General features: G+C 73.3%; 25 protein-coding genes. 10 read left to right on the top strand and 15 right to left on the bottom strand.

The window, feature by feature from the left end:
• The first annotated feature begins 41 nt into the window (after positions 1 to 41).
• Complete coding sequence (locus HHL19_RS12255) at positions 42 to 470, top strand: hypothetical protein (RefSeq protein ID WP_169088560.1); 429 nt, start codon at positions 42 to 44, stop codon at positions 468 to 470.
• Here HHL19_RS12255 and HHL19_RS12250 read toward each other — a convergent pair.
• Positions 406 to 2238, bottom strand: a complete 1833-nt coding sequence (locus HHL19_RS12250; RefSeq protein WP_169088558.1) for a DUF2264 domain-containing protein — start codon at positions 2236 to 2238, stop codon at positions 406 to 408. The two genes, HHL19_RS12255 and HHL19_RS12250, sit on opposite strands and share 65 nt — an antisense overlap.
• On the opposite strand from HHL19_RS12250, the gene HHL19_RS12245 reads away from it, so the two are divergent.
• The 7 genes from HHL19_RS12245 to HHL19_RS12215 all read left to right on the top strand — a co-directional run bounded on the left by HHL19_RS12245 (position 2237) and on the right by HHL19_RS12215 (position 8587).
• Positions 2237 to 2434, top strand: a complete 198-nt coding sequence (locus HHL19_RS12245; RefSeq protein WP_169088557.1) for a hypothetical protein — start codon at positions 2237 to 2239, stop codon at positions 2432 to 2434. The genes HHL19_RS12250 and HHL19_RS12245 overlap by 2 nt on opposite strands.
• Positions 2435 to 2506: 72 nt before the next feature.
• A complete protein-coding gene (locus HHL19_RS12240; RefSeq protein ID WP_169088555.1) occupies positions 2507 to 3589 on the top strand; it encodes a substrate-binding domain-containing protein in 1083 nt (360 codons plus the stop codon).
• Between the two features lie 130 nt (positions 3590 to 3719).
• Positions 3720 to 5036 carry a sugar ABC transporter substrate-binding protein gene (locus HHL19_RS12235; protein WP_169088553.1) on the top strand — a complete coding sequence of 439 codons (1317 nt, stop codon included), beginning with the start codon at positions 3720 to 3722 and terminating at the stop codon, positions 5034 to 5036.
• A 4-nt stretch (positions 5037 to 5040) separates the two neighbouring features.
• Entirely contained in the window at positions 5041 to 5931 is an 891-nt protein-coding gene (locus tag HHL19_RS12230) for a sugar ABC transporter permease (RefSeq protein WP_169088551.1), read from the top strand.
• Entirely contained in the window at positions 5928 to 6791 is an 864-nt protein-coding gene (locus tag HHL19_RS12225; protein WP_169088548.1) for a carbohydrate ABC transporter permease, read from the top strand. The genes HHL19_RS12230 and HHL19_RS12225 overlap by 4 nt, the downstream gene beginning before the upstream one ends.
• 34 nt (positions 6792 to 6825) lie before the next feature.
• Positions 6826 to 7845, top strand: a complete 1020-nt coding sequence (locus HHL19_RS12220) for a hydroxyacid dehydrogenase (RefSeq protein ID WP_169088546.1) — start codon at positions 6826 to 6828, stop codon at positions 7843 to 7845.
• A gap of 43 nt (positions 7846 to 7888) precedes the next feature.
• A complete protein-coding gene (locus HHL19_RS12215) occupies positions 7889 to 8587 on the top strand; it encodes an ester cyclase (RefSeq protein WP_169088544.1) in 699 nt (232 codons plus the stop codon).
• Positions 8588 to 8650: 63 nt separating this feature from the next.
• Here the strand turns inward: HHL19_RS12215 and groL are convergent, their stop codons facing one another.
• The 4 genes from groL to HHL19_RS12195 all read right to left on the bottom strand — a co-directional run bounded on the left by groL (position 8651) and on the right by HHL19_RS12195 (position 11975).
• The gene (groL, locus tag HHL19_RS12210) at positions 8651 to 10279 is read right to left on the bottom strand and encodes a chaperonin GroEL (RefSeq protein WP_169088542.1); all 1629 of its coding nucleotides are present in this window, start codon (positions 10277 to 10279) and stop codon (positions 8651 to 8653) included.
• Between the two features lie 110 nt (positions 10280 to 10389).
• On the bottom strand, positions 10390 to 10698 hold the full coding sequence (gene groES, locus HHL19_RS12205; RefSeq protein WP_004955293.1) for a co-chaperone GroES: 309 nt from the start codon (positions 10696 to 10698) through the stop codon (positions 10390 to 10392).
• 177 nt (positions 10699 to 10875) lie between these two features.
• The gene (locus tag HHL19_RS12200) at positions 10876 to 11040 is read right to left on the bottom strand and encodes a hypothetical protein (protein WP_240981536.1); all 165 of its coding nucleotides are present in this window, start codon (positions 11038 to 11040) and stop codon (positions 10876 to 10878) included.
• Entirely contained in the window at positions 11037 to 11975 is a 939-nt protein-coding gene (locus HHL19_RS12195; RefSeq protein ID WP_169089015.1) for a polysaccharide deacetylase family protein, read from the bottom strand. The genes HHL19_RS12200 and HHL19_RS12195 overlap by 4 nt, the downstream gene beginning before the upstream one ends.
• Before the next feature lie 126 nt (positions 11976 to 12101).
• On the opposite strand from HHL19_RS12195, the gene HHL19_RS12190 reads away from it, so the two are divergent.
• The gene (locus tag HHL19_RS12190) at positions 12102 to 13277 is read left to right on the top strand and encodes a class I SAM-dependent methyltransferase (RefSeq protein WP_169088540.1); all 1176 of its coding nucleotides are present in this window, start codon (positions 12102 to 12104) and stop codon (positions 13275 to 13277) included.
• Here HHL19_RS12190 and HHL19_RS12185 read toward each other — a convergent pair.
• Genes HHL19_RS12185 through tsaB form a run of 6 tightly spaced genes read right to left on the bottom strand, consistent with a single transcriptional unit; the run spans position 13222 to position 17330 of the window.
• Positions 13222 to 13878 (bottom strand): hypothetical protein, encoded by a 657-nt coding sequence (locus tag HHL19_RS12185; RefSeq protein WP_169088538.1) that lies wholly within the window; start codon positions 13876 to 13878, stop codon positions 13222 to 13224. The two genes, HHL19_RS12190 and HHL19_RS12185, sit on opposite strands and share 56 nt — an antisense overlap.
• A gap of 40 nt (positions 13879 to 13918) precedes the next feature.
• On the bottom strand, positions 13919 to 14770 hold the full coding sequence (locus tag HHL19_RS12180) for a polysaccharide deacetylase family protein (RefSeq protein ID WP_169088536.1): 852 nt from the start codon (positions 14768 to 14770) through the stop codon (positions 13919 to 13921).
• A gap of 55 nt (positions 14771 to 14825) precedes the next feature.
• Positions 14826 to 15065 carry a hypothetical protein gene (locus HHL19_RS12175; RefSeq protein ID WP_206324850.1) on the bottom strand — a complete coding sequence of 80 codons (240 nt, stop codon included), beginning with the start codon at positions 15063 to 15065 and terminating at the stop codon, positions 14826 to 14828.
• A gap of 11 nt (positions 15066 to 15076) precedes the next feature.
• Entirely contained in the window at positions 15077 to 16171 is a 1095-nt protein-coding gene (tsaD, locus tag HHL19_RS12170) for a tRNA (adenosine(37)-N6)-threonylcarbamoyltransferase complex transferase subunit TsaD (RefSeq protein WP_169088532.1), read from the bottom strand.
• On the bottom strand, positions 16171 to 16632 hold the full coding sequence (rimI, locus tag HHL19_RS12165) for a ribosomal protein S18-alanine N-acetyltransferase (RefSeq protein WP_169089013.1): 462 nt from the start codon (positions 16630 to 16632) through the stop codon (positions 16171 to 16173). The genes tsaD and rimI overlap by 1 nt, the downstream gene beginning before the upstream one ends.
• Positions 16633 to 16670: 38 nt before the next feature.
• Positions 16671 to 17330: a tRNA (adenosine(37)-N6)-threonylcarbamoyltransferase complex dimerization subunit type 1 TsaB gene (gene tsaB, locus HHL19_RS12160; protein WP_169088530.1), complete on the bottom strand. Its 660-nt coding sequence runs from the start codon at positions 17328 to 17330 to the stop codon at positions 16671 to 16673.
• Between the two features lie 145 nt (positions 17331 to 17475).
• Here tsaB and HHL19_RS12155 point away from each other — a divergent pair, with 145 nt between their 5' ends.
• A complete protein-coding gene (locus HHL19_RS12155) occupies positions 17476 to 18021 on the top strand; it encodes a hypothetical protein (RefSeq protein ID WP_169089011.1) in 546 nt (181 codons plus the stop codon).
• Positions 18022 to 18093: 72 nt separating this feature from the next.
• Here HHL19_RS12155 and HHL19_RS12150 read toward each other — a convergent pair whose 3' ends face one another.
• The 4 genes from HHL19_RS12150 to alr form a co-directional block, all read right to left on the bottom strand.
• Positions 18094 to 18267: a hypothetical protein gene (locus HHL19_RS12150; protein WP_169087653.1), complete on the bottom strand. Its 174-nt coding sequence runs from the start codon at positions 18265 to 18267 to the stop codon at positions 18094 to 18096.
• Between the two features lie 110 nt (positions 18268 to 18377).
• Positions 18378 to 18878: a tRNA (adenosine(37)-N6)-threonylcarbamoyltransferase complex ATPase subunit type 1 TsaE gene (gene tsaE / locus HHL19_RS12145; RefSeq protein ID WP_169088528.1), complete on the bottom strand. Its 501-nt coding sequence runs from the start codon at positions 18876 to 18878 to the stop codon at positions 18378 to 18380.
• A 10-nt stretch (positions 18879 to 18888) separates the two neighbouring features.
• Positions 18889 to 19968 (bottom strand): alpha/beta hydrolase, encoded by a 1080-nt coding sequence (locus tag HHL19_RS12140; RefSeq protein ID WP_169088526.1) that lies wholly within the window; start codon positions 19966 to 19968, stop codon positions 18889 to 18891.
• 6 nt (positions 19969 to 19974) lie between these two features.
• Complete coding sequence (gene alr / locus HHL19_RS12135) at positions 19975 to 21126, bottom strand: alanine racemase (protein ID WP_169088524.1); 1152 nt, start codon at positions 21124 to 21126, stop codon at positions 19975 to 19977.
• Positions 21127 to 21129 lie beyond the last annotated feature (3 nt).

Genomic DNA, 21129 nt, shown 5'->3' with positions numbered 1-21129 from the left:
CCGGCTGCGTGGACCCGACCGCGTGCACGAATCTCGGACGCATGGACGGAATCCTTCGACGCACGCGCTCCCTCTCCCCGGCCGCCGCGGTGACGGCCCTGCTCGCGGTGGCCTCCTGGGCCGTCTGGCTGGGCTGGGACCAGAAGCGCGACGTGCACCCGGACGGCTCGCAGACGGGTCCGTACGAGGCCTGGCAGGTCGTCGGCCTCGCGCTGACGCTGCTGGTGCCGGTGGTCTGGGCGGCGGTGCGGGGGCACGGCCGGGACGGCGCGCTCGCCACCACGGCCGGGCTCTCGCTCGCCGCGTTCTACGACTGGTCGGACGACGCCAGCGGCCTCTACGCGATCGGCACGTTCATGGTCGCCGCCGGCTCCCTCGCCGCGACCATGACGGTGCAGGCGCTGGTCACCGCGTGGTCGGACCGGCGGACGCCGCGTCGAGGCGCGTGGACGCACCGTCCCACCACCTGACGTACAGCCCGGTGCCGCCGGTGGCCCGGACCTCCGCGAGGGCGGCGGCCGGGGCCGGGCCGGGCTCGCCGGTGAGCGAGGCGACGGCGGCGAAGAGCGCGACGGGCCCCCGGGTGGTGCCGTGGACGGCGGGGGTACGCGTCGGGGCCGGGCCCTGGAGGGTGGCCCCGGTGGCCAGGACGGTGACCCCGGGGTCGTAGCCGTGGACGGGGTGGAGCTGGGAGACCGGCGCGCCGGGTCCTTCGGCGGCGGCCCAGCCGGTCTGCCGTACGGGGGTCCCCTCCGGGGCGTCCAGGACGAGGTGGACGCGGAGTTCGGCGCGGCCGTGGACGACGGTGGTGGAGACGACCCGGACGCCGGGGAGCGGGGAGTGCGCGGACGCGGCGCGGTCGGGGCCCGTGGCGAGCGGTTCGGCGGGGCCGCGGTGGGTGGCCGTGCCGTCGGGGCCGAGCAGCGCGAAGTGGTTGTCGGCCGGGTCGGGGGCGCCGGTGGGGCCCGTACGGGTGGCGTAGGCGAAGCGGGCGTAGCCGGGGTCGTCGCCGTCCTCGCCGCCGGCGGCGACGTGGTTGCTGCCGTGGTTGTGGAGGCGGACGAGGCCGTCGGCGGCGGTGGTCTGGACGAGGAGTCCGGTGGGGCCGAGGGGGCGGGCGGTGTCGGCTCGTTCGGCCGGGAGGGGTTCCTCGGGGTCGGTCCAGGCGGGGTGGTCCGGCGGGAGCAGCAGTCCGAGGAAGCCCTTGGCGGCCCAGTAGGGGGAGCCGGGACCGGAGTACGCCTGGACCAGCGGCGGGTGGGGGCCGTGCCAGCCGAGGGTGAGGAGTCCTCCGGCGTCGGTGGCGCCGCGGTCGAGGAAGTACCGCAGGGATCCGGAGGCGAGGCGGCGGGTGGCTCCGGGGGTGAGCGGGGTGTGGCCGGTGAGGGTGCCGAGCCAGGGGGCGGCGGCCGCGGCGAAGCGGTAGATCAGCGAGCGCCCGTAGGGGACGGGGGCGCCGTTCGCGTCGAAGAGGTGGGCGTGGTCGGCGAGGTGGGCGCGGAGCCGGGGCCCGTACCGGTCGAGGAGGGCGCGGTCGCCGGCGAGGTGGGCGTGGAGCACCGGGTAGAGGTGCAGGGCCCAGGAGTTGTAGTGATCGAAGGCGCGGTTGTCGCCGTCGCTGTACCAGCCGTCGCCGAGGTACCACTCCTCGATGCGGGCGAGGGAGCGGTCGATCGTCGCGGCGGCGCGGTCGGTCTCGGTGCCGGCGTCCTGGAGGAGGCCGGCGACGGTGAGGCCGAAGAGCCACCAGTTGTTGTCGACGGGGGACGGGCCGAGGGCGGGGAGCAGCCACCGTACGAGGCGTTCGCGGACCGGGGTGTCGAGGCGGTCCCAGAGCCAGGGGCGGGTGAGGCGCAGGGCGAGGGCGATCGAGGCGGACTCGACGACCGCCTGGCGGGTGCCGGCCATCAGGGGCCAGGACTCCCGGTCCTCGCGGCCGGGGTGCGCGGTGCCGGCGGCGAGGCCCGAGGCGTACCGGTCGAGGTGGCCGTACGGGTCCGCCCCGCGGGCCCCGGCGACGCGGAGGGCCGCGAGGAGGAACGTACGGGCGAAGCCCTCCAGGCCGTCGGAGCGGGCGCCGGACCAGCTGGGGCGGGGGCCCGGCAGGTCGACGAGGGCGCCGCGCGGGGAGGCGTGGGGTCGGACGGCGAGGAGGAGCCGGTCGGCGGTGTCCTCCCAGTGCGCGCGGGTCCAGCCGGTGTACGGACTGAGCACGCGGTCCTCGGGCGGGGTGGGCATGCTGCTCCGATGCTCCCTCGGCTCCGGGGGCGTACGCGTCGGCGTCGACATCGACATCGACATCGACATCGACATCGACATCGACATCGACATCGACATCGACATCGACATCGACATCGACATCGACATCGACATCGACATCGACCGGAATCCTCGGCGGGGCCGATCGAATCGTCAAGAGATTCGGATCGAATGATCGAAACTCCCTCCGTTCGATCATCTTCGACTAAGGTCGGGGGACCACCACCACCGCGAGGGGGAACCGCACGTGCGCGAGAGTGCCGCCGAACGACACGCCCGACTGCTGGACCTGGTGCGCGAGCGCGGCACGGTCCGCGTCGCCGAACTGGCCGGCCTCCTGGGGGTCTCCCCCGTGACCGCCCGCCGCGACGCCGAGGCGCTCGCCTCGCGCGGAGTGCTCGACCGGGTGCACGGCCAGGTCTCCTGGCCCCGGGCCGCCGCGCCCGGCGCCCCGGCCGGCGAGGGACTGGTGCTCGGCCTGCTCGCCCCCTCCGCCACGTACTACTTCGCCGAGGTCATCCGGGGCGCGCACGAGGCGGCGGCCCGGGCGGGCGCCCGGCTCGTGCTGCGGATCTCGGACTACCGCCCCGAGGAGGACCGGGCCCGCGCCGAGGGGCTGCTCGCGGCCGGCGCCGAGGGCGTGCTCGTGGCGCCGGGGTGGCGCCGGCCCGAGGACCGGCTCGCGTACGGCGACTGGCCGGCGGAGCTGCCCGTGCCCGCGGTGCTCCTGGAGCGGCGCGCCGAGCCGGGCAGCCCGCTCGACGGCCTGGACCGGGTCTCCTCCGACCACGCCCACGGGGTGCTGCTCGCCCTGCGCCATCTGCTGGGGCTCGGGCACGCGACGCCGCTGCTCGTGGCGCGCGCGGACTCGCCGACGGCGCTGGCGGTGCGGGCCGGGTACGCGGAGGCCCTCGCGGTGCTCGGCCTGGAGCAGCCGCTCCCGGTCATCGAGTCCGTGCCGGCCGAGGCGGATCCGGAGGGCTTCGAGCGTGCGGTGCGGGCGCTGCACGAGGCGGTCCGCTCGGGCCTGGCGAGCGCGGCACTCGTCCACAACGACGTGGACGCGATCGAGATCACCCAGCGGCTCGCCCCGCTCGGCGTGCGGGTCCCGCGGGACCTCGCCCTCATCGCGTACGACGACGAGGTCGCCGCCCTCGCCGACACCCCGCTGACGGCGGTCGCCCCGCCGAAGCGGCAGGTGGGCCGGCACGCCACGGAGCTCCTCGTGGAGCGGCTCGCCGGCGGCGCGGACGAGGAGGAGCCGGCGGCGAGGCACGTGAGCCTGCTGCCGCGGCTGCGGGTCCGCGCCTCCTGCGGTGCCGCCCGCTGAACCGCCTGCCCTCCCCCTGATCGATCTGATCTTTTTTCGATCATTCAATCTTTCGCTCTTGACTTCGCTCAGGAACGGTCCCAGGATCACGGCCAACCCCCGTCCACGCCCTTCGATCAGGAGCCGTGCCGTGAGCCTCAGCCGGAGCAGAACGACCCGCGTCATAGCCTCCACCGCCACCGCCCTCGCCGTCCTCACGGCCTGCGGCGGCGGCGGTGACGCCACCGATTCCGCCGGCGGCAAGCCGGTCACGATCACCTTCTGGGGCTGGGCCAAGGGCACGAAGGACGTCGTCGACGCCTTCAACGCCTCCCACACCGACATCGAGGTGACCTTCGAGGAGATCCCCTCCGGCAACGCCGGCGGCTACGCCAAGATCTCCAACGCCGTGAAGGCGGGCAACGCCCCCGACCTCGTCTCCGTCGAGTACCCCTCGCTCCCCGAGTTCGTCTCCTCCGGCGCCCTCCAGGACATCGGCGACGCCTTCACCGAGGCCGACCGCGCGAAGTTCCTCCCCCAGGCCGTCGACCTCACCACCCTCGGCGGCCGGTCCTGGGCCGTCCCCTTCGACGCCGCCCCGCAGGCCTTCTACTACCGCAAGGACCTCTTCGAGAAGCACAGGATCGAGGTCCCCACCACCTGGGACGCCTTCCGGAAGGCCGCCGAGCAGGTGAGGAAGGCCGACGCCGAGGCCCGCATCGCCACCTTCTTCCCCGACGACCCCACCACCTTCGAGGCCATGGCCTGGCAGGCCGGCGCCCAGTGGTTCAAGGCCGAGGACGACACCTGGAAGGTCGACACCACCGACCCGGCCACCACCAAGGTCACCGCCTACTGGCAGGGCCTCCTCGACGACGGACTCGTCCACAAGAACGCCTCCTTCAGCCCCGAGTGGACCGGCTCCCTCAAGAACGGCACCACCCTCGGCTACCTCGGCGCCTCCTGGGGCGCCGGCGTCCTCAAGGGCACCCTCCCCGAGCAGTCCGGCAAGTGGGCCGTCGCCCCCGTGCCCAGCTGGGACGGCAGGCCCGCCTCCGGCATGCTCGGCGGCTCCACCTTCGCCGTGCCGAAGAACAGCACGAAGAAGGCGGCCGCCGTCGAGTTCGCGAAGTGGATGACCACCACCGAGGAGGGCGTGAAGGCGCGCATCGCCTCCGGCACCTCCAGCGCCTTCCCCGCCGCGACCGCCCTGCGCCCCGCCGCCAAGAAGGCCTTCGACGCGAGCTACTACGGCGGCCAGGACATCTACGCCCTCTTCGAGGCGGCCGGCGCCTCCATCTCCCCGCAGTGGTCCTGGGGCCCCACCACCGGCACCACCAACACCGCCATCAAGGACCGCTTCGGCGCCGTCGCCCCCGGCGGCCCCACCCTCGCCGAGGCGGTGAAGGCCGGCCACGACGCCACCGTCGCCGAGCTCACCAAGCGCGGCCTGAAGGTCGAGGGCTGAGCACGTGAAGGCCCGCACCCGTGCCGCGGCACTCCTGCTGACCCCCTTCTTCCTGCTCTTCACCGCGGTGCTGGTGGTGCCGATCGGCTACGCGGTCTGGCTGAGCCTCTTCACCGAGAAGCAGTCGGGACTGGGCTTCGGCGGCTCCGAGACCGTCTTCACCGGCCTCGGCAACTACGCCACGGCGCTGGGTGACCGGGCCTTCCGCGAGGGCTTCGGCGTGCTGCTCGGCTACTGCCTGCTCTATCTGCCGCTGCTGCTCGGCGGCGCCCTCGGCCTCGCCCTCCTCCTCGACTCCGCCCTCGCCCGCGCCCGCCGCCTCTTCCAGCTCGCGCTCTTCCTGCCGCACGCCGTGCCCGGCATCATCGCCGCGCTGATCTGGGTCTACCTCTACACGCCCCAACTCAGCCCGGTCGTCCGGGCGATGGAGGCCGGCGGGATCGGCTTCGACTTCTTCTCCCCCGAGGGCGCCCTGCCGTCCGTCGTCAACATCGCCCTCTGGGAGTGGCTCGGCTACAACCTGATCATCTTCTACGCCGCCCTCCAGGCCATCGACCGCTCCGTCCTCGAAGCCGCCACCGTCGACGGCGCCGGCGCCTGGCGCACCGCCTTCTCCGTCAAGATCCCGCTGCTGCGCGGCTCCCTGGCGATGGTCGGCCTCTTCACCGTCATCGGCTCCCTCCAGCTCTTCACCGAACCGCTGATCCTCAGCAGGGGCACAGGCTCCGCCGTCACCTCCACCTGGACGCCGAACATGTACGCGTACTCCGCCGCCTTCGACCGCAACGACTACGGCCTGGCCGCGGCCGCCTCGATCCTGCTCGCCCTGACCGCCGCGCTGCTCTCCTTCGCCGTCACCCGCCTCACCCGGGACCGGAAGGAGAAGGCCGCATGAGCGCCCGCCCTTCCCGCGCCCTCCGCTCCCGCTGGCTGTCGAAGGGCGCCGTCAACGGCGTCCTCCTCCTCGCCACCTGCTACATGCTCTTCCCCCTGGTCTGGCTGGTCACCGCCGCCACCAAGGACGCCGGCGGCCTCCTCGCCGGGAACGCCTTCTCCTTCGAGGGCTTCGACCTCGGCGGCAACCTCGCCCGGCTCGCCGCCTACAACGACGGCGTCTACTTCCGCTGGTACCTCAACAGCCTCCTCTACGCCGGCGTCGGCGCCGCCGCCTGCGCGCTGATCAGCGTCGCCGCCGGATACGCCTTCCACGTCTACGACTTCCGCGGCAAGGAGAAGCTCTTCGGGCTCGTCCTGCTCGGCGTCCTCGTCCCCACCACCGCGCTCGCCCTGCCGATGTACCTGCTCGCCAGCGAACTCGGCATCGTCAACACCTACGCCGCCGTCCTCCTCCCGGTCCTCGTCAACCCCTTCGGGGTCTACCTGTCCCGGGTGCTGTGCGCCGCCTACGTCCCCGACGAGGTCCTGGAGGCCGCCCGCATCGACGGCGCCGGCGAACTGCGCGTCTTCTGGTCGATCGGTCTGCGCACCGTCATGCCGGGCTTCGTGACCGTCTTCCTCTTCCAGTTCACCGCCGTCTGGAACAACTTCTTCCTCCCCCTGGTGATGCTCTCGGACCAGAAGCTCTTCCCGCTGAGCCTCGGCCTGTACGCGTGGAACAGCAACGCCCACGCCGAACCGGACTACTACCCCCTGGTCGTCACCGGCTCCCTGCTCGCCGTCGTCCCCCTCGTCCTCGCCTTCGTCTCGCTCCAGCGCCACTGGAAGGCCGGCCTCACCGCCGGCAGCGTCAAGTGAGGAGCCCCGTCACGTGAGGAGCTCACCTCCCACCATGCACCCGACCACCGACAACCGCCCCGCGCTGCTGCTCGCGATGGGCCCCGGCGTCGCCGACCGCCTCCTCACCGACGCCCACCGCGCCCGCCTCGCCGCCCTCACCCGCACCGACCCGCACCTGGTCGCCCACGACCTGACCGCCCCCGGCCCGCGCACCGCCGCCGCCCTCGCCGAGGCCGAACTCCTCCTCACCTGCTGGGGCGCCACCCCGCTCACCCCCGAGGTCCTGGCCCGCGCCCCCCGCCTCAAGGCCGTCGTGCACGCGGCCGGTTCGGTCAAGCACCACATCACCGACGCCTGCTGGGAACGCGGCCTGAAGGTCACCAGCGCCGCCGCCGCCAACGCGCTCCCGGTCGCCGAGTACACCCTCGCCGCGATCCTCTTCGCCGGGAAGCGGGTACTGCGCTCGGCCCGGCGCTACGCCGAACTCCGCGCCGGCCACGGCTGGCTCGCCGAGTCCGCCTCCTGGGGCAACTACCGCCGCACGGTCGGCATCGTCGGCGCCTCCCGGATCGGCCGCCGGGTCGTCGACCTGCTGCGCCCCTTCGACGTCGAGGTGCTGCTCCACGACCCGTACCTGACGACTCCCCCGCCCGGTGCGACCCTCGCCGGCCTGGACGAACTCTGCGCCCGCAGCTCGGTGGTCTCCGTGCACGCGCCGCAGCTCCCGTCCACGTACCGCATGATCGGCGCCCGCCAGCTCGCCGCCCTGCCCGACGGCGCCACCCTGATCAACACCTCCCGGGGCTCCCTCGTCGACGAGGACGCCCTCCTCCCGCACCTCACCGCGGGCCGCCTCCACGCCGTCCTCGACGTCACCGACCCCGAGCTTCCGCCGCCCGACTCCCCGCTCTACACCCTCCCCAACGTCCTGCTCACCCCGCACATCGCGGGCTCCCTCGGCAACGAGCTGCACCGGATGACCGACCAGGCGCTCGACGAGATCGTCCGCTACACCCGCGGCGAACCCTTCGCGGAGGAGGTAAGAGCCGCCGACCTCGGCCACTCGGCCTAGACTGGAGGGGTCCATCCGCGGCTTCGCCCGGTCGGAGGCGGCCATGACCTTCGTGCAGATCATCGATTGCAGGACGAGCCAGGTCGAGGAGCTCAACCGGCTCATGGACCGCTGGGTCGAGCAGACCCGGGGGAAGCGGACCGCCACCCACTCCATCGTCGGGACCGACCGGTCCGACGCCCAGCACGTCGTGGAGATCGTGGAGTTCCCCTCGTACGACGTGGCGATGCGCAACTCCCAGCTGCCGGAGACCGACCGGATCTTCCGGGAGTTGGTCGCCCTCTGCGACGAGATGCCGACCTTCACCGACCTGGACGTGGTCCGGGACGAGGCGCTGTACAAGGCGAACGCGCGGCAGCTGTTCGAGCGCCTTGCGGACGGCTCGGACCTGGCGCTGCTCGACGTCCTGCTCGCCGAGGGCTACCACGACCACGACCCGACCAACCCGCAGGACACCATCGGGCTCGACGCGGTCCGGCGCGAGGTGGAGATGTGGCGCGCGGGCTTCGACTTCGCCTTCGCGATCGAGGACCAGATCGCCGACGGCGACCGCGTGTGCACCCGCTGGACCTGGACCGGCTCCCACGTCGGGGACTTCATGGGCCTCCAGCCGACCGGCATGGAGGTCACCATGACCGGCACCACCATCCACCGCTTCCGTGACGACGGGAAGATGGTCGAGGGCTGGTGGCAGTACGACCTGCTCGGGCTGATGGGCCAGCTCGGCGCGGTCGAGGCGTGAGAAGCACCGAGGCCCGGTGCCCCCGCGACGGGGGCACCGGGCCTCGGTGATCGGTCAGTGGCCTCAGTGGGAGTGGCCGTGCGAGTGGCCGTGGCCCGCGTCCGCCGGCTCCTCTTCCTTCTTCTCCACCACGAGGGTCTCGGTGGTGAGCAGCAGGGAGGCGATCGACGCGGCGTTCTCCAGGGCGGAGCGCGTGACCTTCACCGGGTCGATGACGCCGGCCTTGACCAGGTCGCCGTACTCGCCGGTGGCGGCGTTGAAGCCCTGGCCCTTGTCGAGCTCGGCGACCTTGGAGGTGATGACGTAGCCCTCCAGGCCGGCGTTCTCGGCGATCCAGCGCAGCGGCTCGACGGCGGCGCGGCGGACGACGGCGACACCGGTGGCCTCGTCGCCCTCCTTGCCGAGGTTGCCCTCCAGGACCTTGACGGCGTGGACGAGCGCGGAGCCACCACCGGAGACGATGCCCTCCTCGACCGCGGCGCGGGTCGCGGAGATGGCGTCCTCCAGACGGTGCTTCTTCTCCTTCAGCTCCACCTCGGTGGCGGCGCCGACCTTGATCACGCACACGCCGCCGGCCAGCTTCGCGAGGCGCTCCTGGAGCTTCTCGCGGTCCCAGTCGGAGTCCGTGGACTCGATCTCGGCCTTGATCTGGGCGACGCGGCCGGCGACGTCGGCGGACTCGCCGCCGCCGTCGACGATGGTGGTGTCGTCCTTGGTGACGGTGACGCGGCGGGCGGTGCCCAGCACGTCGAGGCCGGCCTGGTCGAGCTTGAGGCCGACCTCCTCGGCGATGACGGTGGCACCGGTGAGGGTGGCCATGTCCTGGAGCATCGCCTTGCGGCGGTCGCCGAAGCCGGGGGCCTTGACGGCCACGGCGTTGAAGGTGCCGCGGATCTTGTTGACGACGAGGGTGGAGAGCGCCTCGCCCTCGACGTCCTCGGCGATGATCAGCAGCGGCTTGGAGCCACCCGCCTGGATGACCTTCTCGAGGAGGGGCAGGAGGTCCTGGATGGAGGAGATCTTGCCCTGGTTGATCAGGATGTACGGGTCGTCGAGGACGGCCTCCATACGCTCCTGGTCGGAGACCATGTACGGGGAGAGGTAGCCCTTGTCGAAGGCCATGCCCTCGGTGAACTCCAGCTCCAGGCCGAAGGTGTTGGACTCCTCGACGGTGATGACACCGTCCTTGCCGACCTTGTCCATGGCCTCGGCGATGAGCTCGCCGACCTGCTGGTCCTGGGCGGAGAGCGCGGCGACGGCGGCGATGTCCGACTTGTCGTCGATCGGGCGCGCGGTGGCGAGCAGCTCGTCGGAGACGGCCTTGACCGCGGCGTCGATGCCCTTCTTCAGGGAGGCCGGGGAGGCGCCGGCGGCGACGTTGCGCAGACCCTCGCGGACGAGCGCCTGGGCGAGCACGGTGGCGGTGGTGGTGCCGTCACCCGCGATGTCGTTGGTCTTGGTCGCCACCTCCTTGACGAGCTGGGCGCCGAGGTTCTCGTACGGGTCCTCGATCTCGACCTCGCGGGCGATCGTGACACCGTCGTTGGTGATGGTGGGGGCGCCGAACTTCTTGTCGATGACGACGTTGCGGCCCTTGGGGCCGATCGTCACCTTCACCGTGTCGGCAAGCTTGTTGACGCCGCGCTCAAGGGCGCGACGGGCGTCCTCGTCGAACTTCAGGATCTTCGCCATGGGAGCGGTTCAGCCCTCTCGGAATTCGTGTGGGAAAAGCGAACCGCGCCCCTGGACGCCCGTGGAATCAGGGGGTCAGGGGCGCGGTGTCACAGCAGGTACTGCTCGTCTTACTTCTCGATGATCGCGAGCACGTCGCGGGCCGAGAGGACGAGGTACTCGTCGCCGTTGTACTTCACCTCGGTGCCGCCGTACTTGCTGTAGAGCACGACGTCGCCGACCTTGACGTCGAGCGGCAGGCGCTCGCCGTTCTCGAAGCGGCCCGGGCCCACGGCGAGGACGGCGCCCTCCTGGGGCTTCTCCTTCGCGGTGTCCGGAATGACCAGGCCGGAGGCCGTGGTCTGCTCGGCGTCGAGCGGCTGGACCACGATGCGGTCCTCAAGCGGCTTGATGGCAACCTTGGAGCTGGCGGTCGTCACGATCCGACCTCCCCCTTCGGAGATCTCGCGGGGTTAACTGTCTGGGGTCGCGACCAGCGGGATCCGTCGTCGCGGGTGCCGGACCTGCCCGTCGCTGTCCTGGCACTCTCCTGCGGGGAGTGCCAGAGCCGAGACTATGACCGCGATTAGCACTCGGTCAAGCGGAGTGCCAATTCCTCACTCCGTGGCGCCCTCCGCGCGGACGGTTCCGCCGGCCGGACCGCGGTCGCCGACCCGCTCGACGGCCTTGCGGCCGAGGCGTTCGAGCGGGTCGACGGCGGAGGCGCAGCCGGTGAGGGCGAGGAGGAGGGCGGCGATCAGCAGGGGCCGCAGGCGGCTCATACGTAGTCCTCCAGCTTGGCGACGGCGTACCCCTTCGAGGTGATCACGTTCATCACCCGACGGATCATGTCCGGCATGCTGCCCTTCCACTCCTCCTCGCCGCGGAAGTGGGTGAGGACGATGTCGCCGGGGTGGAGGTCGCGGTCCCACTCGCGCCACTCCATGTGGTCGGGGAAGGCCTCGGAGGCCCAGAGCGGGACGGCCTTGACGCCGCAGGACTTGGCGGCGCGCAGGGTGTCCTCGTTGTAGTTGCCGTACGGCGGGCGGAAGAGCTCGGGGCGCTTGCCGTACTTCTTCTCGATGACGTCCTGCATGCCGCAGATCTCGCGCTTCTGGCGGGCGTAGGAGAGCCCGGGCAGGTACTTGTGGTTGAGCGTGTGGTTGTGGAGGGCGACCCCGCGCGGCTGGGACTTCCGCATCTTCGCGAAGTACGGGTAGTCGTCGCTGACCACGTAGTCGCTGAGGAAGGCGCTGTACGGGATGTCGAGGTCGGCCATCATCCGGATGAGATCGGGATCCTTCTCGGAGCCGTCGTCGATCGTCAGGAAGACGATCTTCTCCTTGGTGGGGACGGTGGTGAAGACGGGCGGCAGGCCCTCGCCGTCGGTCTCGAAGCCCTTGCGGGTGGTGATCTTCGGCTTGGTCTTCGGCGGGGCGGGGGCTTCGAGGGGGGTCCGCTTGAGCCCCCACTTCTTCGCGGCGGCGGCCCGCGCGGCCCGCCGCTTCGCCAGCGCGGCCTTCTTCGCGGCGGCGCGCTCGGCGGCGAGCTGGGCGGCGGTCTTCGCCGGGGCCTGCTGGCCCGCGGCGGGCGCGGGGGCGCCGCCGGAGCCCGCTCCCGAGCCGGTGCCGGAGCCACCGGAGCAGGCGGCGGTGGAGGTGAGCGCGGCGACGAGGAGCGCGGCCCCCAGGACACGGCGCGAGCCACCCTTTGTCATCATTTCTTCCTTTTGTCGCACGAGTCGTATGGCGCCGCATCCTGTCAGCGCGACCCGCCCCTCCGGCCGCGACACCGCCGAGGCGGCCCCACCGTCCCCCGCCCGGCCCACAGGGAGAATGGGACGGTGACCGACCTCGCCGCCTTCACCGCCCTGCTCGCCCCCGAGGGCCAGACGCTCCTCGCCGCCCTCCGCGACTACGACCCCGCCCGGGAACTGGCGGTCGCCTCCCGGCTGCGCCGCGACCACCCCGCCGAGCTGGTCTCGGCCGCCCTCGGGCAGGCCCGGCTGCGGCAGCGCGCGGTGGCGAAGTTCGGGCCCGAGGACGCGTACCGCATGTACTTCACGCCGAACGGCGTCGAGCAGTCCACCCGCGCGACCGTCGGCACCTACCGCGCGGCCCGCCTCAAGGCCCTCGGCGTCGGCTCGGTCGCCGACCTCTGCTCCGGCATCGGCGGCGACGCCCTCGCGCTCGCCCGCGCCGGCATCTCCGTCCTCGCCGTCGACCGCGACCCGCTCACCGCCGAGGTCGCCCGCGCCAACGCCGCCGCGCTCGGCCTCGACGGCCTGATCGAGGTGCGCTGCGCCGACGTCACCGAGATCGACACCAGCCCCTACGACGCCGTCTTCGTCGACCCGGCGCGGCGCGGCGGCCGGGGCCGTGTCTTCGACCCCGAGGCGTACTCCCCGCCGCTCTCCTGGGCGATCGACGCCGCCCGCAAGGCGCCGCGCGCGGCCCTGAAGATCGCCCCCGGCATCCCCCACGAAACCGTCCCGGACGAGGCCGAGGCCGAGTGGATCTCGGACGGCGGGGACGTGAAGGAGGCCGTCCTCTGGTTCGGTACGGAGCCGGGCGCGCGCCGCGCCACCCTGCTGCCCTCCGGCGCGAGCCTCACCGGCCGCGGCCTGCCCGACCCGGCGGTCCGCCCCGTCGGCCGGTACCTCTACGAGCCCGACGGCGCCGTCATCCGCGCGCACCTGGTCGCCGAGGCCGCCGAGGAGCTGGACGGCGGCCTGATCGACGGGACGATCGCGTACGTCACCGCGGACGAGCTGCGCCCCACCCCGTACGCCTCCGCCTACGAGATCACCGACACGCTGCCCTTCAACCTCAAGAAGCTGAAGGCCCTGCTGCACGAGCGCGAGGTCGGCCACCTGACGGTGAAGAAGCGCGGCTCGGCCGTCGAGCCGGAGGAGATCCGGCGCAAGGTGAAGCCGAAGGGCCCGAACGCGGCGACGGTCCTGCTCACACGTGTCGCGGGGGCCCCGACGATGCTGATCGGCCGGCCGGCACCAGCCTGAGCGCCATCCGGAAGTGCCCGACGGCCTTGAAGAGCCCGATCAGGCCGTTGATCCAGAGGATCAGCGCGACGCCCATGCCGTACGCGACGAGGCCGTAGCCGTCCGCCGGGTCCGTCCCGGCGGGCACGGCGAAACCCAGCCACAGCCCGAGCCCGCACAGGGCGGCGGACACCGCCATCCAGCAGGCGCTGGCGACGGGCGCCCGCAGCCGCGCGTCCGTCGGCCCGTGCCGGTCCAGGGCGGCCCAGGCGAGCAGCCGTGCGCGCACCACGCGGTCCCGGCGCACCCCGCGCACCGCGAGCCAGACGCCCGGGACCATCACCCCGAGGCCGAGGGCGGCGATGACCAGCCCGACGAGGAAGCCGATCGGGTCGAGGACCGCCCCGCGGCCGAGGTCGACGAGCAGCACGCCGACCATGCCCCAGCCGAGCTGGAGCACCAGCACCGCCCCGGCGAACAGCGCGAACCTCCCCCCGCCGAGCAGCCGCCGGGTCGACTCCCCCATCGCCAGCGCCCGGTCCGCGAGCAGCGCCTCCCGGCCGGGCCAGCTGCGGAGCTCGACGGGCGGGGGCGGCGGGGGCAGCGGTATGCGCGCGGACATGCCCAGCACCCTAGCCGTCCCGTCATCCGGTCCGGTGACCTCAGACGTAGTCCTCCAGGCGGGCCACCGTGAAGCCCTGTTCCTGGATCTTCCGCAGCATCGTCGCCGTCATCTCGGTCATGGTGCGGCCCTTGAGTTCGCCGGGGCCGCGGAAGTGGGCGAGGACGATGTCGCCGGGGTGGAGCTTCCGGTCGCCGCGCTGGTACTGCATGTTCTTGATCTGCATGGACTCGCGCCAGAGGACGATCGCGTCGACGCCGCAGGTGCCGGCGGCGGCGCGGGTGGCCTCGTTCCAGTTGCCGTAGGGCGGGCGGAAGAGGCGCGGGGCGGTGCCGTACCGCTTCCGCAGCTTCTCCTGCTGGCCGCAGATCTCGCGGCGCTGGGCCTCCGGGGAGAGGGTGCGCAGGTTGGGGTGGGTGAGCGTGTGGTTGGCGACGCCGTGGCCCTGCGCGACGAGCGGAGCGAAGTACTTGTAGTCCCCGCTGATCACCGAGTCGGTGAGGAACATGGTGAAGGGGACGCCGAGTTCGTCCATCATCCGCACGAACTCGGGGTCCTTCTCGGCCCCGTCGTCGATGGTGAGGAAGACGACCTTGTCGGTGGTCGGGATGTCGCTGATCACCGGGACCGGCCCGCCCGGCTTCCGCTTCACCGGCTTGGCGGCGGGCGGGGCGGGCGGCGCGGGGAGGGGCTTGATCCCCCACTTGCGGTACGCGGCCGCCCTGGCCGCCTCCGGGGCGGGCGCCGGTTCCGGGGCGGCGGCGACCGTCTTCGACGGCGTCGCCCGGGCCGGGGCGGGGGCCACGGCCGTGGGCGGGACCTCGGCCGTGCAGCCCGTCATCAGGAGGGTCACTGCGGTCAGCGCCGCCCACACCGCGATCTGCTTCTTCACGGGCTGTGGGATGCCCGATCCGATGGAAAGGTTGCCCAATCGTCGAACTATTCGCCTATTCGACCGATTCGAAGCGCCAGCGGTGGACCGGACGGGTGATCAGCTCCGCGTCCGGCTCCGGCAGCTCGGGCAGCTCGTCGTCGAACGCGTCCGCCTCCCACCAGGTGAGGACGAGGACCCGGTCCTGGGGCGCGCGGAAGACCTCCCGGCGGAGCGGCTCGCGCGCCAGGACCCGGGCCCGGGCCCACTCCAGGAGCTCGGGGCCGCGGCCCTGCACGGCCCGGGCCTCCCACATGAGCGTGACCCTCACGAGTAGAGGTTCTCCTTGCTGATCTCGTGCACGTGGTCGTGGGCGTGTCCGGGGACGTGCGGGTCGGTCACCGGGAGGGACGAGTCCGCCGACAGTTCCAGGTCGGAGGCGGCCCGGTTGCGGGCGACCATCTCGGCGCCGAGCGCGGCGACCATCGCGCCGTTGTCGGTGCACAGGCCCGGCCGGGGCACCCGGAGCCGGATCCCGGCCCGCTCGCAGCGCTCCTGCGCGAGCGCCCTCAGCCGCGAGTTCGCGGCGACGCCGCCGCCGATCATCAGATGGTCGACGCCCTCGTCCTTGCAGGCCCGGACGGCCTTGCGGGTGAGGACGTCGACGACGGCCTCCTGGAAGGACGCGGCCACGTCCCGCACCGGCACCTCCTCGCCGGCCGCCCGCTTCGCCTCGATCCAGCGGGCCACGGCGGTCTTGAGCCCGGAGAAGGAGAAGTCGTACGCGGGGTCCTTGGCGCCCGACAGGCCGCGCGGGAACGCGATGGCGGCCGGGTCGCCCTCCCGGGCGAGCCGGTCGATGACCGGGCCGCCGGGGAAGCCCAGGTCGAGCACGCGGGCGATCTTGTCGAAGGCCTCGCCGGCCGCGTCGTCGATCGTCGCGCCCATCGGCCGCACGTCGGAGGTGATGTCGGCGGAGAGCAGCAGCGAGGAGTGCCCGCCGGAGACGAGCAGCGCCATCGTCGGCTCGGGCAGCTTGCCGTGCTCCAGCTGGTCGACGCAGATGTGCGAGGCCAGGTGGTTGACGCCGTACAGCGGCTTGCCGAGCGCGAAGGCGTACGCCTTGGCCGCGGAGACGCCGACGAGCAGGGCGCCCGCGAGGCCGGGGCCCGCGGTGACCGCGATGCCGTCGAGGTCCTTCGCGGAGACGCCGGCGGTCTTCAGGGCCCGCTCGATCGTCGGGACCATCGCCTCCAGGTGCGCCCGGGAGGCGATCTCGGGCACGACGCCGCCGAAGCGGGCGTGGGTGTCGACGCTGGAGGCCACGGCGTCGGCGAGGAGGGTGGTGCCGTGCACGATGCCGACGCCGGTCTCGTCGCAGGAGGTCTCGATGCCGAGCACGAGGGGTTCGTCAGCAGCCATCAGATTTCGGTCCCAGTTCCTTGAACAGTCAGTCGCATCACGAGCGCGTCGACGTTGCCCGGCTGGTAGTAGCCGCGCCGGAAGCCGATGGGCTCGAAGCCGAAGCGCTCGTACAGCTTCTGCGCCCGGGTGTTGTCCACGCGCACTTCGAGCAGGACCTCGTCGCACTCGAAGGCGGTGGCGTGCTGGAGGAGGTCGGTGAGGAGCCGGGCGCCGAGCCCGGTGCCCCACTGCGCGCGGGCGACGGCGATGGTCTGCACGTCCCCGAGCCCGCCGGCCGCCGCCAGACCCGCGTACCCGGCGAGCTCCCCCGAGGGGGTCTCGGCGACCACGTACCGCCGGGTGGCCCGGGGCCCGCGCGCGTGCGCCAGCTCGGACCAGAACATCCCCTCCGACCAGGCGTCCTCGGGGAAGAGGTCGGCCTCGAGGGCCAGCACCTGCGGCAGGTCCCACCAGCGCATCTCGCGCAGCACGGCCTCGCCGCCCGCCACGTCCCCGCTCACTGGGGGGTGACCACCTTGTAGTTCTTCGGCACCTGCGCGTCGGGCCGCCGCAGGTACATCGGCTGCGGGTCGAGGAAGCCCTCGCCGCCCGCCGCGAGCCGCTCCGCCGCGAGGGCGGCGAGCGCGCCGGCGGACTGGTGCTCGGGGCCGCGGGCGTCGGGGAAGGCGTCCGGGTAGAGCAGGGCGCCCGCGCCGACCACCGGGAGCCCGGCGAGCCGGTCGGCGATGTCGGCGGGCCGGTCGACGGAGGCGTCGGTGACGCGGGTGCGGGCGTCGTCGTACCGCGCCCAGTAGACCTCCTTGCGGCGGGCGTCGGTCGCCACCGCGAAGGGGCCCTCGATGCCGGAGGCGTACGCGAGGCCGTCGAGGGTGCACAGGCCGTGCACCGGCACCCCGCCGAGCGCGGAGGAGAAGGCGGCGGCGGTGACGAGTCCCACCCGCAGTCCGGTGTAGGGGCCGGGGCCGACCCCGACCACGATCCCGGTCACCGCGTCGAGCGCGGTCCCGGCCTCCTTGAGGACCCGGTCGACGGCGGGGAGCAGCAGCTCTCCGTGGCGGCGGGCGTCGACGCGGGTCGACTCGGCGACGACGGCCGTGCCGTCGTGGAGGGCGACGGTGACGGCGGGGGTGGCGGTATCCATGGCGAGCAACAGCACGCGAACAGCCTACGGCGCCACGGGCGGGCGATGCGGCGCGCGGCCGTGCCGGGGCCCGGCTGCTACCGTCAGGCGCGACAGCTCGTCAGGCTCGGCACGTACGTACGAAGAGGTGGAGACGGTGGCAAGGAGCAGCTCGGGATTCGTGGCCGGGCTCACCGCGGCGGCGATCGCCGCGGTCGCCTTCCTCGCCTACCAGGCGTCGGCGAGCGTGCCGGCGGACCTCGCGGAGCCGTCGTCCCGGACGCCGGGCGCGGTCGCCCCGTCGGCGTCGGCCTCGGCCGGGGCGAAGAAGCCGGCGAAGAACCCTCTGGCGGTGCCGGCGGCCTCGGGCAAGGGCGAGCGCGTGGTGTACGCGCTCGGGGACCGCCGGGTGTGGCTGGTCGACGAGAAGAACAAGGCGGTCCGCACGTTCACGGTGATGCCGAGCTCGGTGAGCCCGGAGCCGGGGGCGTACGCGGTGACCTCCCGGTCCAATTCGGTGCGCGGCTCCGACGGGGTGCAGATCGAGCACGTGGTCCGCTTCACGACGGTGGAGAACGTGACGATCGGCTTCAGCGCGGCGGTCGACGGCTCGACGCCCGCGCCCGACCCGTCGAGGAAGACCGGCGGCATCCGGATGAAGCGGGCGGACGGCGACGCGATGTGGACCTTCGCGTCGATCGGCGCGAAGATCGTCGTCGTCTCCTGACGCCCGCCCCCGAAGCCTGACGCCTGCCCCCCCGAAGCCTGGCGTCCGCCCCCGAAACCGTCCCCGGAAGGGTTACGCGGCCTCGTCCCGCAGGTCCGCCTGGGGCTCCCGGGGCTCGGGGCGCGGCGGGGTCGAGACGGCGGTGGCCGCGGCGCAGGAGGCCAGCAGCTCGCTCATCGAGACGCGCTCCTCGGCGGTGCGGTCGTCGGCGGTGCGGTCGTCGCGCTCCGGCATCTGCGTCGCCATGCATGCCTCCCGTAGGTTAGGTTCACCTAACCAGCTCGTGCCTCCATGTGACCACGGCGCGGAGCGGCGGCGCAACATTTTCCCGACATGCTGTCGGAACCTACGTACGTTCACAGCTGTGCCAGGTCCTCCCCGGCCCAGCGGTCCCCGATCCCGCGCAGCACGACGGTGCGCCGGTCGTCGTCGGTGTCGCCGGTGACGCGGTGGATGAGGACGTGCAGCCGGTCGTCGGTCAGCTCCTCGACCTTGCCGTCGCCCCACTCCACGACCACCACGGACTCGGGCAGCGAGACGTCGAGGTCCAGGTCCTCCATCTCGTCGAGCCCGCCGCCGAGCCGGTACGCGTCCACGTGGACGAGGGCCGGGCCGCCGGTGAGCGAGGGGTGGACGCGGGCGATGACGAAGGTCGGCGAGGTGACCGCGCCGCGCACGCCCAGGCCCTCGCCGAGGCCGCGGGTCATGGTCGTCTTCCCGGCGCCCAGCTCGCCGGTGAGCATGACGAGGTCGCCGGGGCGGAGGATCTTCGCGAGGCGGCGGCCGAGCTCCTGCATGCGCTCGGGGGAGTCGACGGAGACGGTGGCGCCGGAGACGGGCGGGTGCGCTGCTTCCATACCCGCCAACCTATCCGTTGTCCGTGCCCTCCCCGGCCCTGGCCAGCAGGCCGGCGAGCGCCCCGGTGACCGCCTCGGGCCGCTCCAGCATCACCAGGTGGCCGGCGTCGGGGACGACGACCGGCTCGGCGCCGGGCAGGGCCTCGACGATGGCCTCGGTGTGCGCGGCCGGGGTGACGAGGTCCTGGTCGCCGACGAGGGCGAGCGCCGGCAGGCCGCGGAAGGCGGCGAGGGCGGCGAGCTTGTCGTGCGCGCCGAAGGCCGGGTAGAACTCCGCCACCACGTCGACCGGGACGGACTCGATCATCCGCTCGGCGAAGCGGACGACGGCCGGGTCCACGTCCTTCGAGGCGAAGGAGTACCTCTTCACGAGCCCGGCGAAGAGGTCCGCGGTGGCCCGGCGGCCCTTCTCGACCAGTTCGGCCTGGGAGCCGAGGGCCCGCAGCACCCCCGGCAGGACCCGGCGGACCGCGTTGACGCCGACGAGCGGCAGCCCGTACGAGACCTCCTCCAGACGGCCCGGGGAGGTACCGACGAAGGCGACGCCGACGACCCGGTCGCGGACCAGCTCCGGGTACTGCTCGGCGAGCGCCATCACCGTCATCCCGCCCATCGAGTGCCCGACCAGCACGAGCGGCCCCTCGGGCGCGGCAGCGTCGATCACGGCCTTGAGGTCCCGGCCGAGCAGGTCGATGCCGACCGGTCCGCCGTCCCCGCGCTCCGAGCGGCCGTGGCCGCGCTGGTCCCAGAAGACGGCCCTGACCCGGCCGCGCAGGGCGGCCCGCTGGTAGTGCCAGGAGTCCTGGTTCAGGCAGAAGCCGTGCGAGAAGACGACGGTGACGGGCGGGTCGGGGACCTCGTCCGTCTCGTACGCGAGGATCGTGCCGTCGTCGGCGAGTGCCCGGCCCGGGGTGCCGCGCAGGGTGCCGTACGGGCCGGTGGCGTCCAGGGCGAGCCGGGCCTTGCGGCGCACCGAGCGGCTCACGGTCAGCCGCTCGACGGCGACGCCCGCCGCCGCGCCGGCCGCGAGCACGCCTATCGCCGCGCCCGCGATCCCCGCGCGCCGCCAGCCCCCGCCCGACTCCCCCACGGCCGGCTACTCCCCGACGTACACGCGCGGCACGCGCGCGCCGATCCGGGTGACGATCTCGTACGCGATGGTGTCGGCGGCGTCCGCCCAGTCCTGGGCCGTCGGCTCGCCGTGCTCGCCGGAGCCGAAGAGGACGGCCTCGGTGCCGGGCGCGGGCCGGTCGCCGCCGAGGTCGACCACGAACTGGTCCATGGCGACCCGCCCGGCGACCGTGCGGACCTTGCCGCCGACGAGGACCGGGCCGCGGCCCGAGGCGTGCCGGGGGACGCCGTCGGCGTACCCCACCGGGATCAGGCCGAGGGTGGTCTCGCCGCCGGTGACGTAGTGGTGGCCGTAGGAGACGCCGTGGCCGGACGGCACCTCCTTCACAAGTGCGACGCTCGCCTTCAGCGACATCACCGGGCGCAGGCCGAGCTCGGCGGAGGTGCCGAGCTCGGGCGCGGGCGAGACGCCGTACATCGCGATGCCGGGGCGGACCAGGTCGAAGTGGGCCTCGGGGAGGGTGAGGGTGGCCGGCGAGTTGGCGATGTGCCGGACCTCGGGCTCGATCCCGGCCTTCTCCGCGTGGTCGAGCATCGAGCGGAAGACGTCGAGCTGGGCGGCGATCGAGGGGTGCCCCGGCTCGTCCGCGCAGGCGAAGTGGGACCAGAGGCCGGTGACCTTGACCAGCCCCTCCTTCTCGGCCTTCAGCGCCTCGGCGACGAGCGCCGGCCAGTCGGCGGGCTGGCAGCCGTTGCGGCCGAGGCCGGTGTCGGCCTTGAGCTGGACGCGGGCCGTGCCGCCGGTGCGGCGGGCGGCGGCGGTGACCTCGTCGAGCGCCCACCGGCCGCTCACCGCCATGTCGAGCCCGGCCTCGATGCCGGCGTCCCACGGGTCGCCGGGCGTCCACAGCCAGCACATGACCGGGACGCCGGTGATCCCGGCGGCGCGCAGCGCCAGCGCCTCCTGCGGGGTGGCCGTGCCGAGCCAGTCCGCGCCCGCGTCGAGGGCGGCGCGGGCGCAGCGCACGGCGCCGTGCCCGTACGCGTCGGCCTTGACCACGGCCATGATCCGGACGTGGGGGGCGACGCGGGCGCGCAGCGCGCGGACGTTCGCGCGCAGCGCCCCGAGGTCGATCTCGGCGCGGGCTCGGCGGGGCGGCGGTGCTGTCTCAGTCATCGC

It is taken from the genome of Streptomyces sp. R302 (genome assembly GCF_012927245.1).
GTDB lineage: Bacteria > Actinomycetota > Actinomycetes > Streptomycetales > Streptomycetaceae > Streptomyces.
Note: the sequence above shows the minus strand (reverse complement) of the source record. Positions and strands in the feature narration are given on the sequence as shown.

Coding starts and splice junctions, on each gene's coding strand:
- HHL19_RS12255 (WP_169088560.1), top strand. CDS start 42: ATGGACGGAATCCTTCGACGCACGCGCTCCCTCTCCCCGGCCGCCGCG.
- HHL19_RS12245 (WP_169088557.1), top strand. CDS start 2,237: ATGCTGCTCCGATGCTCCCTCGGCTCCGGGGGCGTACGCGTCGGCGTC.
- HHL19_RS12250 (WP_169088558.1), bottom strand. CDS start 2,238: ATGCCCACCCCGCCCGAGGACCGCGTGCTCAGTCCGTACACCGGCTGG.
- HHL19_RS12225 (WP_169088548.1), top strand. CDS start 5,928: ATGAGCGCCCGCCCTTCCCGCGCCCTCCGCTCCCGCTGGCTGTCGAAG.
- HHL19_RS12220 (WP_169088546.1), top strand. CDS start 6,826: ATGCACCCGACCACCGACAACCGCCCCGCGCTGCTGCTCGCGATGGGC.
- HHL19_RS12215 (WP_169088544.1), top strand. CDS start 7,889: ATGACCTTCGTGCAGATCATCGATTGCAGGACGAGCCAGGTCGAGGAG.
- groL (WP_169088542.1), bottom strand. CDS start 10,279: ATGGCGAAGATCCTGAAGTTCGACGAGGACGCCCGTCGCGCCCTTGAG.
- HHL19_RS12200 (WP_240981536.1), bottom strand. CDS start 11,040: ATGAGCCGCCTGCGGCCCCTGCTGATCGCCGCCCTCCTCCTCGCCCTC.
- HHL19_RS12195 (WP_169089015.1), bottom strand. CDS start 11,975: ATGACAAAGGGTGGCTCGCGCCGTGTCCTGGGGGCCGCGCTCCTCGTC.
- HHL19_RS12185 (WP_169088538.1), bottom strand. CDS start 13,878: ATGTCCGCGCGCATACCGCTGCCCCCGCCGCCCCCGCCCGTCGAGCTC.
- HHL19_RS12175 (WP_206324850.1), bottom strand. CDS start 15,065: ATGTGGGAGGCCCGGGCCGTGCAGGGCCGCGGCCCCGAGCTCCTGGAG.
- tsaD (WP_169088532.1), bottom strand. CDS start 16,171: ATGGCTGCTGACGAACCCCTCGTGCTCGGCATCGAGACCTCCTGCGAC.
- rimI (WP_169089013.1), bottom strand. CDS start 16,632: ATGCGCTGGTGGGACCTGCCGCAGGTGCTGGCCCTCGAGGCCGACCTC.
- HHL19_RS12150 (WP_169087653.1), bottom strand. CDS start 18,267: ATGGCGACGCAGATGCCGGAGCGCGACGACCGCACCGCCGACGACCGC.
- tsaE (WP_169088528.1), bottom strand. CDS start 18,878: ATGGAAGCAGCGCACCCGCCCGTCTCCGGCGCCACCGTCTCCGTCGAC.
- alr (WP_169088524.1), bottom strand. CDS start 21,126: ATGACTGAGACAGCACCGCCGCCCCGCCGAGCCCGCGCCGAGATCGAC.